Source organism: Rhizobium laguerreae, assembly GCF_002008165.1.
Lineage (GTDB): Bacteria > Pseudomonadota > Alphaproteobacteria > Rhizobiales > Rhizobiaceae > Rhizobium > Rhizobium laguerreae.
Map to the genome: position 1 here is coordinate 126,877 of NZ_MRDM01000011.1, position 13,186 is coordinate 140,062.

13 protein-coding genes are annotated in these 13,186 nt (G+C 61.4%); 5 read left to right on the forward strand and 8 right to left on the reverse strand.

Features of this window, described 5'->3' with window-relative positions:
- The first annotated feature begins 10 nt into the window (after window positions 1-10).
- The 5 genes from BS630_RS13145 (at window position 11) to BS630_RS13165 (ending at window position 4,952) form a co-directional block, all read left to right on the forward strand.
- On the forward strand, window positions 11-817 hold the full coding sequence (locus BS630_RS13145) for an ABC transporter permease (protein ID WP_077977812.1): 807 nt from the start codon (window positions 11-13) through the stop codon (window positions 815-817).
- On the forward strand, window positions 814-1,626 hold the full coding sequence (locus BS630_RS13150; RefSeq protein WP_077977813.1) for an ABC transporter ATP-binding protein: 813 nt from the start codon (window positions 814-816) through the stop codon (window positions 1,624-1,626). Before BS630_RS13145 ends, BS630_RS13150 begins: the two co-directional genes overlap by 4 nt.
- A gap of 68 nt (window positions 1,627-1,694) precedes the next feature.
- The gene (locus BS630_RS13155) at window positions 1,695-2,705 is read left to right on the forward strand and encodes an ABC transporter substrate-binding protein (protein ID WP_077977814.1); all 1,011 of its coding nucleotides are present in this window, start codon (window positions 1,695-1,697) and stop codon (window positions 2,703-2,705) included.
- A gap of 121 nt (window positions 2,706-2,826) precedes the next feature.
- Complete coding sequence (locus BS630_RS13160) at window positions 2,827-4,047, forward strand: acyltransferase family protein (RefSeq protein ID WP_077977815.1); 1,221 nt, start codon at window positions 2,827-2,829, stop codon at window positions 4,045-4,047.
- A gap of 167 nt (window positions 4,048-4,214) precedes the next feature.
- Window positions 4,215-4,952 carry a sugar transferase gene (locus BS630_RS13165; protein ID WP_027666858.1) on the forward strand — a complete coding sequence of 246 codons (738 nt, stop codon included), beginning with the start codon at window positions 4,215-4,217 and terminating at the stop codon, window positions 4,950-4,952.
- A 121-nt stretch (window positions 4,953-5,073) separates the two neighbouring features.
- Here the strand turns inward: BS630_RS13165 and BS630_RS13170 are convergent, their stop codons facing one another.
- The 8 genes from BS630_RS13170 to BS630_RS13205 all read right to left on the reverse strand — a co-directional run bounded on the left by BS630_RS13170 (window position 5,074) and on the right by BS630_RS13205 (window position 13,130).
- Window positions 5,074-5,481 (reverse strand): F0F1 ATP synthase subunit epsilon, encoded by a 408-nt coding sequence (locus tag BS630_RS13170; protein ID WP_012759246.1) that lies wholly within the window; start codon window positions 5,479-5,481, stop codon window positions 5,074-5,076.
- Window positions 5,481-5,720 carry a hypothetical protein gene (locus tag BS630_RS13175; protein ID WP_077977816.1) on the reverse strand — a complete coding sequence of 80 codons (240 nt, stop codon included), beginning with the start codon at window positions 5,718-5,720 and terminating at the stop codon, window positions 5,481-5,483. Before BS630_RS13175 ends, BS630_RS13170 begins: the two co-directional genes overlap by 1 nt.
- Entirely contained in the window at window positions 5,720-7,156 is a 1,437-nt protein-coding gene (gene atpD / locus BS630_RS13180; RefSeq protein ID WP_025396265.1) for a F0F1 ATP synthase subunit beta, read from the reverse strand. Before atpD ends, BS630_RS13175 begins: the two co-directional genes overlap by 1 nt.
- Before the next feature lie 23 nt (window positions 7,157-7,179).
- Entirely contained in the window at window positions 7,180-8,064 is an 885-nt protein-coding gene (locus tag BS630_RS13185; RefSeq protein ID WP_062941232.1) for a F0F1 ATP synthase subunit gamma, read from the reverse strand.
- 28 nt (window positions 8,065-8,092) lie between these two features.
- A complete protein-coding gene (gene atpA / locus BS630_RS13190; RefSeq protein WP_003589851.1) occupies window positions 8,093-9,622 on the reverse strand; it encodes a F0F1 ATP synthase subunit alpha in 1,530 nt (509 codons plus the stop codon).
- Entirely contained in the window at window positions 9,622-10,188 is a 567-nt protein-coding gene (locus tag BS630_RS13195) for a F0F1 ATP synthase subunit delta (protein WP_017966273.1), read from the reverse strand. The genes atpA and BS630_RS13195 overlap by 1 nt, the downstream gene beginning before the upstream one ends.
- 255 nt (window positions 10,189-10,443) lie before the next feature.
- Complete coding sequence (locus BS630_RS13200) at window positions 10,444-10,833, reverse strand: AGROH133_08824 family phage infection protein (RefSeq protein WP_077977817.1); 390 nt, start codon at window positions 10,831-10,833, stop codon at window positions 10,444-10,446.
- A gap of 80 nt (window positions 10,834-10,913) precedes the next feature.
- Window positions 10,914-13,130, reverse strand: a complete 2,217-nt coding sequence (locus tag BS630_RS13205; RefSeq protein ID WP_077977818.1) for a primosomal protein N' — start codon at window positions 13,128-13,130, stop codon at window positions 10,914-10,916.
- Window positions 13,131-13,186 lie beyond the last annotated feature (56 nt).

Consider the following 13,186-nt stretch of genomic DNA (forward strand, 5'->3'; position numbering starts at 1 on the left):
TCGAACGCTGATGACACCGTCAAAACCATCGGAATCGCGCCTTGCCGCGCTCCGCGCCGCTCTCTACCGGGGCATACCCGCCTTGCTCGCCGGCTGCATCTTCTTGGCGGCATGGGAACTCTATGTCGATCTCTCCGGCATCAAACCGTCCATCCTGCCGGCGCCTTCGCGCATCGTCATCCAGGGTTGGCTGAACCGCGAGGCACTGATATCAAACACCTGGCCGACGCTCGGCGCGACACTCGGTGGTTTCGCCCTGTCGCTTGCCTTCGCCTTCGCCGCCTCGATCCTCATGGATTTCGTGCCCTTCATGCGCCGGGCATTGCTGCCGATCTTCATCGCCAGCCAGACCCTGCCGCTGGTGGCGATCGCCCCCCTCGTCGTCCTCTGGTTCGGCTTCGGCCTGTTGCCGAAGATCCTGCTGGTGGCGCTCGTCACCTTCTTCCCGCTGCTCGTCGCCTTGCTGCAGGGCTATGAATCGACCGACCGCGACATCGCCGAATTGCTGAATTCGATGAAGGCGAGCCGCTGGCGCATTTTCCGTCTGGCACGGCTTCCCTCCTCGCTGCCCTATTTCTTCGCCGGCCTGCGGATCTCGATCACCTATGCCGTCGTCGGCGCGATCTTTGCCGAATATGCCGGCGCCGCCCGCGGCCTCGGCATCTATATCCTCAACGCCAAGAACAACTTCCGCCCCGATCTCGTGCTCGCCGCCGTCGTCGTCAGCGCCGTGCTGACGCTCTGCCTCTTCGGGTTGACGCTGATGATCCAGCGCCTCGTCATGCCCTGGCAACAATCCGGGGAGCAGCGCCGATGAGCGATGGAATGGTTGAACTCACCAACATCTCGAAGTCCTTCGACGGCATGAAGGTGCTGGGCGATATTTCGCTCGCCGTCGCAGACGGCGAGTTCGTCTCGATCGTCGGCCCGTCCGGCTCCGGAAAATCGACGGTACTGAGATTGCTGACACAGGCGCTTCGGCCCGATTCCGGCACCATGCTCTTCAAGGGCGCGCCGCTGGAACAGGCGCCGCATTCCTTCGCCTTCATGCCGCAACGCGATGCGCTGATGCCCTGGCGCCGGATCATCGACAATGCCGCACTCGGCCTTGAGGTGCGCGGCATGAGCCGCCGCTCGGCCCGTGCCGCCGTCGCGCCTCTGTTCGAGCGCTTCGGCCTCGCAGGCTTCGAGCATCACTATCCCTCCGAACTGTCAGGCGGCATGCGCCAGCGCGCCGCGCTGCTGCGCACCGTCGTTCAGACCCAGGACATGCTGCTGCTCGACGAGCCTTTCGGCGCGCTGGACGCGCTCACGCGCACGCAGATCCAGGAATGGCTGCAGGGCATGTGGACCGAACACCGCTGGACGGCGCTGTTGATTACCCATGATGTTCGCGAGGCCGTGTTTCTCTCCGACCGTATCTACGTGCTCTCGGCTCGTCCGGCGCGTATCATCCGCGAATTCCGCGTTCCTCTGCCCCGTCCGAGAAGCATTGCCGATCTCGGCTCGCCGGCGGCCCAGGCGATCGAAACCGAAATCCTGCAAACCCTGCTTCATCCGCTAGAACAGGATGATTTTAGGCCGGTCGGCCTAAAATCTGAATCCTGTTCTAATTTAAAGAGTTAGAGCATGATGTCGTCCGAAAACAGCTCACACTTTTCGGCATCATGCCCTAGAGACCTGAGGAGGTCACCATGCTGCTTCTCACCCGTCGCCAGACGATCTTCGCCGCCATCGCGGCAAGCCTCGCCGGCCGCACCGCCTTCGCCCAATCGGCGCCCGCAAAGGTCCGCATCGCGCTCGACTGGACGCCCAACACCAACCATATCGGCATCTATGTCGCTAAGGAGAAAGGCTTCTATGCCGATGCCGGCCTCGATGTCGAAATTCTTCCCTTTGCCGATACCAGCGCCGGAACGCTGGTGTCCAACGGCGTTGCCGATTTCGGCATCAGCAGCGAGATCGAGACCCTCACGCAGCGCGCTGGCGGCGGTGACGTGAAGATGGTCTACGGCGTCGTCCAGACGGAAACCGCACGCCTGATCTTCAAGGGCGGACGTGACGACATCAAGAGCCCGAAAGACCTCGACGGCAAGACCTATGGCGGCTTTGGCGGCACCTGGGAGAGCGCGCTGATCTCCGCAATGATCCGCAATGATGGCGGCAAAGGCGACGTCAAGACCGTCACCCTCGGCACCTCCGCTTACGAGGCGCTGGACAATGGCTCGATCGACTTCACGCTGGAGATCTACACCTGGGAAGGCATCGCCGCCGAACTGGAAAACCGGAAAATCGGCCGCTTCCACTATTCCGATTATGGCATTCCCGACGAGCAGACGACGGTCATCGTCTCCAGCGACGCCTATCTCTCCGCAAGTCGGGAACACGCCCGCGCCTTCATCCAGGCGACACGAAAGGGTTATGCCTACTCCGTCGACCATCCCGACGAAGCCTGCGACCTGCTGATCTCTGGAAGCAACGGCGCACTGATGAATACGGAACTGGTGAAGGCCTCCCAGAAGGCATTGATCGAGGGGCACTTTCTGAAATCCGAGGCCGGCGTGATCGGTAGGCTCGACCCGGCAAAGGCCGAGGCCCTCGGCGGTTTCCTGATGGAGAATGGCATTCTGGTCGATGCCAATGGCGCCGCACTCAAGGAGAAGCCGGACTTTTCCACCTATTATACCAACGATCTTCTCGACTGAGCCCAACGCCTGCCTTGCCCGTCGCGGCTTTCCGCTGCAAAATCCGAGACCCGGAGCATGATGTCGTCCGAAAACCGCTCACACTTTTCGGCACCATGCTCTGGGCAGAGCGGGGAACAAGATGCGACAACAAGAGAGACTGGCCGGAGCGGACTTTCTGCGCGTAACGGCCTGTCTGCTGGTGCTCGCCCACCACTTCGCGCTGCGGCTGGATATGCACAGAATCCCTGATGAACTCGGACAGGCCGCAAACATCCTCCGCTTCGGCAATTTCGGCGTCGCCGTGTTCTTCGTGCTCAGCGGCTTTCTTCTTGCCCATCCCTTCTGGCGCGCGCTCGACGCGGGCAGCGACATGCCGAGCCTACGGCACTACACGATCCGCAGGATGGCCCGCATCGCTCCGGGCTTCTGGTTCGCCGCCACCATCGGCTTCGCCCTCAGCCTGACGCTGCTTGCCCTGCCGCTGACGCCTGAGCTTGTGCTCCGCTACGTCTCCGGGCTGCTGTTCATGAGCCAGTGGCATTGGCGCACCTTTTTTCCTGTCGAAGCCGACGGGCCGCTCTGGTCCATTCCCTTCGAGGTCACCAGTTATGTGCTCCTGCCGGTCTGCTTTCTCCTGCTGTTTCGTTTGCCATTCCTGAGGCAGCGCCCGTTGCTTGCCCGCTTCGCCTGGCTTTGCGTCATCACGAGCGTACTCCTCGCCCATCTGCTGATCCTGACCGTCTTTCCGCTCGACGACATCGAACGCGGCTGGCAGTACGGCCTGCAAGGCGGGGCGAAGGAGTGGATGCCGAGATATAATCCGATCGGCTTCTTCGCCGTCTTCGCGCTCGGCGCGCTTGCCGCCGGCGTCGAGGTCATGCTGCCAAGAAGGCGCTCCTCCTGGTTCGATGCCGCAGCGCTCCTCGGCCTCGCCATTGCCGCCTACCGCCTCGTCATATCGCCCGGCGGCTCCTCCGAAGCTTACGGCTGGCTCGAAATCCCCTATGGCTTTCCGGTCTTTCCGCTGGCGGTCGCAACGGCGCTCGTTTCGCTCAGTCATTCGCAACACCTGGGCAGGCTCCTCGACAATGCTCCGGTACGCTATATCGCGAAGATCTCCTTTGGCATCTATATCTGGCAGGAGATCATCCTGTTATTGATCCAGAGGCTCGATCGGGGCTCGTTCGGCTTTTCCTCTGAAAATGTGGTCACCGGCTGGCTGCAATCTTGCGGACTGGCGGCAGCGCTCATCCTACTCATCGCAAGCCTCAGCTACCACCTGTTGGAAAGACCGGCGATCCATTTCGGAAACCGGCTGACATCTCGTCAACCCAATCGGGCTACTCCTTTCAAAGTATAAATTCCCGGTAATCGCAACTACAGGCATTAAGGTTAACGCCGAATACTCCCATTTTTGGCGTCTTTAGGGTTATCAAATTCTTATTTATACCGATGACAAACGATACGTGACCATGTATTTGTCTCCATGTTGCTCAGTATCGCATATAAACTTGTGGACCTTGCGTAATGAATGCTTTTACTTCGAAGACGAATCCACGCTTCGATCCGTCTCAGCGTCACGACAAAACCAAGACCCTGGTTATAGCGAACTCCAACATTCGCCAGCCGGATAGCTTTTCCATTATCGAAAGAAAGATGGCTGTGCGGCTCGGCGTGAAGCGGTTGATCGACATCGTCGCCTCAGTCAGCGCTCTCATCGTGCTGGCGCCGCTTTTTCTGGCAATCGCTCTTTTCATCAAACTCGACGATGGTGGTCCGGTGTTTTTCCGCCAAATCCGCTGGGGGCTGAACGGTCGGAAGATCACAGTCTTCAAGTTCCGGTCGATGCGCGCGGAAGCTTGCGATCCGAGCGGCATTCAACAGACCGTCAAGGGCGACAGCCGGGTGACCGGCATCGGCGCGCTGCTCCGCAAGACCAATATCGACGAGCTGCCGCAGCTTTTCAACGTTCTCAGGGGTGAGATGTCGTTGGTCGGCCCGCGCTGCCACGCCATCAATATGCGGGCGGCCGGCCGGCTCTACGAGGAACTGGTGCCGGACTACCACCACCGCCACATCATGCGCCCCGGCATCACCGGTCTTGCGCAGACACGCGGCTGGCGCGGCCCGACGGCACGCCCGCTGGAAGCGCGCGCTCGCATTGCCTGCGATATTTATTATGTCAGGAATTTCAGCCTGCTGCTCGACTTGAAGATCCTGTTCAAGACGGTCGTCATCGAGCTGCGGGGTGGCACCGGCTTCTGAGACGATCCGGCACGTCGGCAAGCGGCCTATCGGCCGCTTCTTCATTTCATTTCAAGCCAGAGAAACAGACACAAAAAAAGGCGGCCGTGAAGCCGCCTTTCATCGTCGCAGCCGGTTGCGATCAATCCTGTTGAACGACGCCGCGCAGATGCGTCAGTTCCATGATGAAGTGCTCGAGCTTCGACTTGTGCTCGTGCAGTTCGGCATGTTCGAGTTCCTTGCGGGCGGCCTCGATGCGGCGCGTCAGTTCGTCCTTATGGAGTTCCTCGACCGGAACCGCGGATTCGGCAAGCAATGTGCAGCCGGTCGGCAGGATATCGGCAAAACCGCCGAATACCACGTAGTCCTGCTTCTTGCCGGAGGCCGAACGCACGCTCACGACACCCGGCTTGATTGTCGTCATCGTCGGCGCATGGTTTGCCATGACCGTCATCTCGCCTTCAGTCGCGGGGATGACGACCTCGGTCACCATCTCCGACAGCAGCAGACGCTCCGGCGAAACGAGCTCAAAGTTGAAATTGTCAGCCATCAGTGACTTACCTTCTCGGCTACGGCTTTCGCATCTTGCAATTTAGTCCCGCAGAACGGGCAGTGCATTATCGCTTGGTCGAGATAACCGAGGCCTTCCTCGCTTTGGACCAGACCCACCACCATCATCAGCACGCCATTATCGGCGCGATAGACGGTCGGCGCTGCTGGTTCCGGAAGATCCGCCACGACCCCTTTCAAGGAGTCGCAGCAGAATATCTCGTCTAGCGCATCGCTCATTAAGCAGCTGCGAGCTTCTTGGCCTTTTCGACCGCTTCTTCCATCGAGCCGACCATGTAGAAGGCAGCTTCCGGCAGATGATCGTATTCGCCGTTGACGAGGCCCTTGAAGCCCTTGATCGTGTCTTCGAGAGCAACCAGCTTGCCCGGCGAACCGGTGAAGACTTCGGCGACGAAGAACGGCTGTGACAGGAAACGCTCGATCTTGCGGGCGCGGGCGACGGCAATCTTGTCCTCTTCGGACAGTTCGTCCATGCCAAGAATGGCGATGATGTCCTGCAGGGCCTTGTAGCGCTGCAGCGTCGACTGGACCTTACGGGCGACGTCGTAATGTTCTTCCCCGACGACCATCGGATCAAGCATGCGCGACGTGGAGTCGAGCGGATCGACCGCTGGGTAGATACCCTTTTCCGCGATCGAGCGCGACAGAACCGTCGTTGCGTCAAGGTGAGCAAACGAGGTCGCCGGCGCCGGGTCGGTCAAGTCGTCGGCCGGAACGTAAATGGCCTGAACCGAGGTGATCGAGCCGGTCGTCGTCGTCGTAATGCGCTCCTGCATCTGGCCCATGTCGGTTGCAAGCGTCGGCTGATAACCGACGGCAGACGGGATGCGGCCGAGCAGAGCCGACACTTCGGAACCTGCCTGCGTGAAGCGGAAGATGTTGTCGACGAAGAACAGAACGTCCTGGCCTTGGTCGCGGAAGTGTTCGGCAACCGTCAGGCCGGTCAGGGCGACGCGGGCGCGGGCACCCGGCGGTTCGTTCATCTGACCGTAAACAAGTGCCGCCTTCGAGCCTTCGCCGCCGCCATGCTTGTTGACGTTCGATTCGATCATTTCGTGGTAGAGGTCGTTGCCTTCGCGGGTGCGTTCACCGACGCCTGCGAAAACCGAGTAACCACCATGCGCCTTGGCGACGTTGTTGATCAGTTCCATGATCAGAACGGTCTTGCCGACGCCGGCGCCGCCGAAGAGGCCGATCTTGCCGCCGCGTGCGTAGGGAGCCAGAAGATCGACGACCTTGATGCCGGTGACGAGGATCTGCGATTCCGTCGACTGCTCGACATAGGACGGCGCATCCTGGTGGATGGCGCGCTTGTGAGCGGTGACCAGCGGACCGGCTTCGTCGACCGGCTCGCCGATGACGTTCATGATGCGGCCGAGCGTCTCGTTGCCGACCGGAACCATGATCGGAGCGCCGGTATCAGCGACTTCCTGGCCGCGAACGAGACCTTCGCTCGAATCCATCGCGATCGTACGGACGACATTTTCGCCAAGGTGCTGCGCAACTTCGAGAACCAGGCGGTTGCCGTTGTTGCTGGTTTCCAGCGCGTTCAGGATCTTCGGCAGTTCGCCTTCGAACGCAACGTCGACGACGGCGCCGATAACCTGGGTGACTCTGCCGACAGAGCCGATCTTGGGGGTAGCTGCCTCAGCCATTTTCTGACCCTCTTTTCCTAGCCTCAGAGCGCTTCCGCGCCCGAAATGATTTCAATGAGTTCCTTGGTGATCTGCGCCTGACGCTGGCGGTTGTAGCTCAGCGTCAGCTTGTTGATCATCTCACCGGCATTACGCGTCGCATTGTCCATAGCGCTCATCTTGGCGCCCATCTCGCCCGCGACGTTCTCAAGGAGCGCGCGGAAGACCTGGACGGAGATGTTGCGCGGGATCAGATCTTCGAGGATCGATGCCGGATCCGGCTCGTATTCGTAGACGGCGCCTGCATGTGCGGCATCTTCGGTCTGCACAGCTCCCGTTGAAGCCGGGATGAGCTGCTGCGCCGTCGGAATCTGGCTGATCACCGATTTGAACTCGGAATAGAACAGCGTGCAGACGTCGAACTCGCCGGCAGCATACATCTCGATGACGCGCTTGCCGATCTGGTCCGCATTCTCGAAGCCGACGCGCTTGACGTCGCGCAATTCCTTGCGCTCGATGATCAGCGAGGCGAATTCGCGGCGAAGGATGTCGTGACCCTTCTTGCCGACGGTGAAGATCTTCACCGTCTTGCCTTCGGCAAGCAGCTTGCGGACATGTTCGCGTGCAAAGCGTGCGATCTGCGAATTGAAACCGCCGCAAAGACCACGTTCGGCCGTGCAGACCACCAGCAGATGGACCTTGTCCTGGCCGGTGCCGGTCATCAGCGTCGGTGCGCCGTCGGCATCGGTGACGGCCTTGGCGATGTTCGCCAGAACCGCACCCATGCGCTGCGAATAAGGCCGGGCGGCCTCGGCCGCCTCCTGCGCACGCCGAAGCTTCGCCGCGGCGACCATTTTCATCGCCTTGGTGATCTTCTGCGTCGCCTTGACGGAGGCGATCCGGTTTTTCAGATCCTTAAGTGAAGGCATCCGTGATCCGTCCTAACTTAGGGCCTGATTACGAGAAAGACTTTGCGAAGCTATCGAGAGCAGCGGTGAGCTTGCCCTTGGTATCGTCGCTGATTGCCTTTTCCGTGCGGATCGCGTCGAGGATGGCGGAGCCTTCCGAACGCAGATATGAGAGGAAGCCCTGCTCGAACTTGCCGACCGAAGCGACCGGCAGCTTGTCGAGATAGCCGTTGACGCCAGCAAAGATCACGGCGACCTGCTCTTCCGTCTTCAGCGGCGAGAACTGCGGCTGCTTCAGGAGTTCGGTCAGGCGTGCGCCGCGGTTCAGCAGGCGCTGCGTCGCAGCGTCGAGGTCCGAACCGAACTGGGCGAAGGCGGCCATTTCGCGATACTGGGCGAGTTCGCCCTTGATCGAGCCGGCAACCTGCTTCATCGCCTTGATCTGCGCCGACGAGCCGACGCGGGAAACCGACAGACCGACGTTCACGGCCGGGCGGATACCCTGGTAGAACAGGTCTGTTTCAAGGAAGATCTGGCCATCGGTGATCGAGATGACGTTGGTCGGAATGAAGGCCGACACGTCGTTGCCCTGCGTTTCGATGACCGGCAGAGCGGTTAGCGAACCGGCGCCCTTGTCGTCGTTCATCTTCGCAGCACGCTCGAGCAGACGCGAGTGCAGATAGAAAACGTCGCCCGGATAGGCTTCGCGGCCCGGCGGGCGGCGCAACAGCAGCGACATCTGGCGGTAGGACACGGCCTGCTTGGACAGGTCGTCGTAACCGATCAGCGCATGCATGCCGTTGTCACGGAAATATTCGCCCATGGCGCAGCCGGCAAACGGAGCCAGGAACTGCATCGGCGCCGGATCGGAAGCGGTGGCGGCAACGATGATCGAATACTTCAGCGCGCCGCGCTCTTCGAGCACCTTGACGAACTGGGCGACGGTCGAACGCTTCTGACCGACGGCGACGTAGACGCAGTAAAGCTTTTCGCCTTCCGGACCGTTGTCGTGAATGGCCTTCTGGTTGAGGAAGGCATCGAGAAGGATCGCGGTCTTGCCGGTCTGGCGGTCACCGATAACCAGCTCGCGCTGGCCGCGGCCGACCGGGATCAGCGCGTCGATGGCCTTGAGGCCGGTCGACATCGGCTCATGAACCGACTTGCGCGGAATGATGCCGGGAGCCTTGACGTCGACGCGCGAACGGCGCGTCGCGTTGATCGGGCCCTTGCCGTCGATCGGATTGCCGAGCGCGTCGACGACGCGGCCGAGCAGTTCCGGACCGACCGGAACGTCAACGATGGCGCCGGTCCGCTTGACGGTGTCGCCTTCCTTGATGTCGCGGTCGGAGCCGAAGATGACGACGCCGACATTGTCGGATTCGAGGTTCAGCGCCATGCCGCGGATGCCGCCCGGGAACTCGACCATTTCGCCGGCCTGGACATTGTCCAGACCATAGACACGAGCGATACCGTCACCGACGGAGAGAACCTGGCCGACTTCCGAGACTTCTGCCTCTTTGCCGAAATTTTTAATCTGGTCTTTGAGAATTGCGGAAATTTCCGCGGCGCGGATATCCATCAGCCAACCTCTTTCAATGCGAGCTTAAGGGTAGAGAGTTTGGTACGAAGAGACGTATCAATCTGACGGGACCCGACCTTCACGATCAGACCACCAAGAATTGACGGATCAACCGTGACGGCAATCGTCACGTCTTTGCCGGTAACGCTCTTGAGTGCCACCTTCAATTCGGTTTCCTGCGCTTGCGAAAGCGCATGCGCCGAGGTGACCTCGGCGGAGATTTCACCGCGATGGTTCGCGGCGATGATGCGGAAGGCCTTGATCATGCCCGGCAGGGCGAACAGGCGGCGGTTACGCGCCACGACCTTCAGGAAATTGGCGAAGAAACCGCTGATGCCGGCCTTCTCGCTGATGGCGACGATCGCCTTCAGCTGGTCTTCAGCGGAAAAAACCGGGCTTGCGACGAAGCGCTTCAGATCGGCGCTCTCATCCAGCATCGCCTGGAAACGGTCAAGATCGGCGGTGACGCTATCGACGGCGCCCTGCTCGAGCGCCAATTCGAAAAGCGACGAGGCATAGCGCTCTGCAACACCAGAAGTAAGCTGGGACGTGTCTGCCACTGGCACAAATTTCCCTGATTTCAACCCAAAATCCGGCTCTCGGCGGGCGCCGAACCTATGATCTTGAATTCGTTTTGATTTCCCCCAGAAATCACAAGAGAAGCCTCTTGCTTCTTCCGAAATTCGGGGTCCGTCTAACATAGGATGTTCGGACTCGCAACACGCGTAATGCCCGAATACGCCTTTCACATGAATTTCTGTCTGCAAAATCGCGCAATGGCCTGAAAGCAGGCCGAAGACGCCGTCTGCCGGCAGCGAGAGTCACGTCTGGATGAAGCCGAAAACGTAGAGCAGCGGTAGCGCGGCCAAAGCGATCTGTACAACCAGGAGTAAATAGTTGACGAGATTACTCCCCTTATCGGACAGGATCGAGATGACGCGGGCAAAGGCAGCCATCGCGAAGGAGGCGCCGAGCGCCATATAGATCCAGTCCTGGGCGAGCATGATCGCCGACAGCCCGAAGCCGAGATAGAAACCGCCCATCGAGCGCCCCTCGCCGAAGCCTTCCGGCCGCCCCTCCTGCGCCTGCAGACCGAGAAGACGGAAAGCCTGGCCCGGCGCGAACATCATGATGAAGCCGGCGAGCGCCGTGAAAGCGGCGGAGCAAAAGGCAAGCTGCTCGCCAAACTCGGTCGGAAAGTAAAACTCCATGCATCAGCCCCAAATCACCCGGATGAATCAGTGTTTTATGGCATGCGCCGAAAAAGGAGGGAATGGCGGCCTTATTTGATTTAGAGAAAACTCTGCGGATCGATATCCAGCTGCACCTGCACCGATCCGCGCTCTTTGGGCGATTGCGACAGCATCGCCCGCAGGAACCCTTGCATGTCAGAGTTCCGCCGGCCGTGCACTAATAGACGGAAGCGGTGGCGGCCGCGCACCAGCGCGAGCGGCGCTTCGGCCGGGCCGAGCACCGAGATGCCCGACACCTGCGGCGCGGCGTTGCGCATGCCGCGCGCGTGGTTTTCGGCGTCGTGGCGGGTTTCGGCCGAAACGATGATCGAGGCGAGCCTGCCGAAGGGCGGCAACAGGGCGCGTTCGCGTTCGGTGATCTCGCGCTCGTAGAAAGCGTCGGAATCGCCGGAAACGATCGCCTGCATGACAGGATGCTGCGGCTGGTAGGTCTGCAGCAACCCATGACTCTTGAGGCCGGTGCGCCCGGCCCGGCCCGTCACCTGCGATAAAAGCTGGAAGGTGCGCTCGGCCGCGCGCGGGTCGCCATTGGCAAGGCCGAGATCGGCATCGACGATGCCGACCAGCGTCATCAGCGGAAAATTGTGGCCCTTGGCGACGAGCTGGGTGCCGATGACGATATCGGCCTCGCCCTTGGCGATCGCTTCCAGCTCCAGCCGCAGCCGCTTCACCCCGCCCATGATATCGGACGAGAGAACGATCGTTCGCGCCTCCGGGAAATGCCGTTCCACCTCCTCGGCGATGCGCTCGACGCCTGGCCCGCAGGCGACGAGATGGTCGAGCGTGCCGCATTCCGGGCAGGCCTCCGGCGTGCGCTCGGCATGGCCGCATTGATGGCATTGCAGCTGCTTGCGGAAACGATGCTCCACCAGCCAGCTCGAACATTGCGGGCATTGGAACCGGTGGCCGCAGACCCGGCAGAGCGTCAGCGGCGCATAACCGCGCCGGTTGAGAAACAGCAGCGCCTGTTCGCGCTTTTCCACCGTCTTGCCGATCGCCCGGATCAGCACCGGCGACAGGAAGCCGCCCCGCTCCGGCGCGTGCCTGCGCATATCGACCAGATGCAGGTCCGGCATCGCCGCATCGCCGAAACGCGTCGGCAGGTGGACGGTGCTGTAGCGGCCGCTCTGGCCGTTGACCTGACTTTCGACCGACGGCGTCGCCGACACCAGGATGACGGGGAAATCGCCGATGCGGCCGCGCACGACGGCCATGTCGCGAGCGTTGTAGAAGACGCGATCCTCCTGCTTGTAGGCGGGATCGTGTTCCTCGTCGACGATGATCAGGCCGAGATCCTCGAAGGGCAGGAAGAGCGCCGAGCGGGCGCCCGCCACGACGCGCACTTCGCCGGTCACCGCCTGGCGCCAGACCTTTTCGCGCATACGCGGCGCAAGATCGGAATGCCATTCGGCCGGCTTTGCCCCGAAGCGGTCCTGAAAGCGCTCCATGAAACTGGCCGTCAGCGCGATCTCCGGCAGCAGGATCAGCACCTGCTTGCCGCGTTTCAGCGTCTCGGCAATCGCCTCGAAGTAGACCTCGGTCTTGCCGGAGCCGGTTACCCCGTCGATCAGCGACACCGAAAATTCGCACTTGCGGACGTCGGAAACGATCTCCTCGGCCGCTTGCCTTTGCGGCCCTTCGAGACGTGCTGCCGCAAAATCCGGATCCGGCATCGCAACCACCGGGGGCGGCGGCAGGAATATCGCCTCAAAAATGCCGAGCGTGATCAGCCCGTCGACGACACTCGTCGAGACACCCGCCGCATGCGCAAGGCCGCTGCGTGTCCAGGAAAAGCCGTCGGAGGCCGTATCGAGCACCCGGGCGCGCGCCGGCGTCATCCGCTCCGGTTCGCCGCCGACGAGCTTCAACCCCTCCACCATCGGTTCCGGTTCGAAAGCGTTCGGCGCCCGGAGCGCCATGCGCGCGACGAGGCCGGGCGGCGAGAGCGTATAGGTCGCCACCCAATCGATGAAATCCCGCATTTCCCTGGCAAGCGGCGGGCAGTCGAAGACATGGCTGATCGGCCGAAGCTTCTTCGGATCGACGCCGTCCTCGCCGCCGTCCCAGACGACGCCGATCACCTGCCGCGGCCCGAGCGGCACCTGCACGACCGAGCCGGGCTCGACCGCCATGCCATCCGGCACCGAATAGGAATAGGGTTTTGGCGCCGGCATCGGCACCAGCACGGGAACCGTTCGGTTCGCGGGCGGTGCCTCGAAAAGCGCGCCAAAGAGATCGGACGAATCTGTGCTCATCGCGCGAGACCATGCCCGCAAATTGACGGAATTGGAACCGCAAAGACGCAGCGACG

Excerpts from the sequence above, each read along its gene's own strand:
- BS630_RS13155 (WP_077977814.1), top strand. The coding sequence starts at position 1,695 with ATGCTGCTTCTCACCCGTCGCCAGACGATCTTCGCCGCCATCGCGGCA.
- BS630_RS13150 (WP_077977813.1), top strand. The coding sequence starts at position 814 with ATGAGCGATGGAATGGTTGAACTCACCAACATCTCGAAGTCCTTCGAC.
- BS630_RS13170 (WP_012759246.1), bottom strand. The coding sequence starts at position 5,481 with ATGGCTGACAATTTCAACTTTGAGCTCGTTTCGCCGGAGCGTCTGCTG.
- BS630_RS13200 (WP_077977817.1), bottom strand. The coding sequence starts at position 10,833 with ATGGAGTTTTACTTTCCGACCGAGTTTGGCGAGCAGCTTGCCTTTTGC.
- atpA (WP_003589851.1), bottom strand. The coding sequence starts at position 9,622 with ATGGATATCCGCGCCGCGGAAATTTCCGCAATTCTCAAAGACCAGATT.
- BS630_RS13165 (WP_027666858.1), top strand. The coding sequence starts at position 4,215 with ATGAATGCTTTTACTTCGAAGACGAATCCACGCTTCGATCCGTCTCAG.
- BS630_RS13175 (WP_077977816.1), bottom strand. The coding sequence starts at position 5,720 with ATGAGCGATGCGCTAGACGAGATATTCTGCTGCGACTCCTTGAAAGGG.
- BS630_RS13185 (WP_062941232.1), bottom strand. The coding sequence starts at position 8,064 with ATGCCTTCACTTAAGGATCTGAAAAACCGGATCGCCTCCGTCAAGGCG.
- BS630_RS13205 (WP_077977818.1), bottom strand. The coding sequence starts at position 13,130 with ATGAGCACAGATTCGTCCGATCTCTTTGGCGCGCTTTTCGAGGCACCG.
- atpD (WP_025396265.1), bottom strand. The coding sequence starts at position 7,156 with ATGGCTGAGGCAGCTACCCCCAAGATCGGCTCTGTCGGCAGAGTCACC.
- BS630_RS13160 (WP_077977815.1), top strand. The coding sequence starts at position 2,827 with ATGCGACAACAAGAGAGACTGGCCGGAGCGGACTTTCTGCGCGTAACG.
- BS630_RS13145 (WP_077977812.1), top strand. The coding sequence starts at position 11 with ATGACACCGTCAAAACCATCGGAATCGCGCCTTGCCGCGCTCCGCGCC.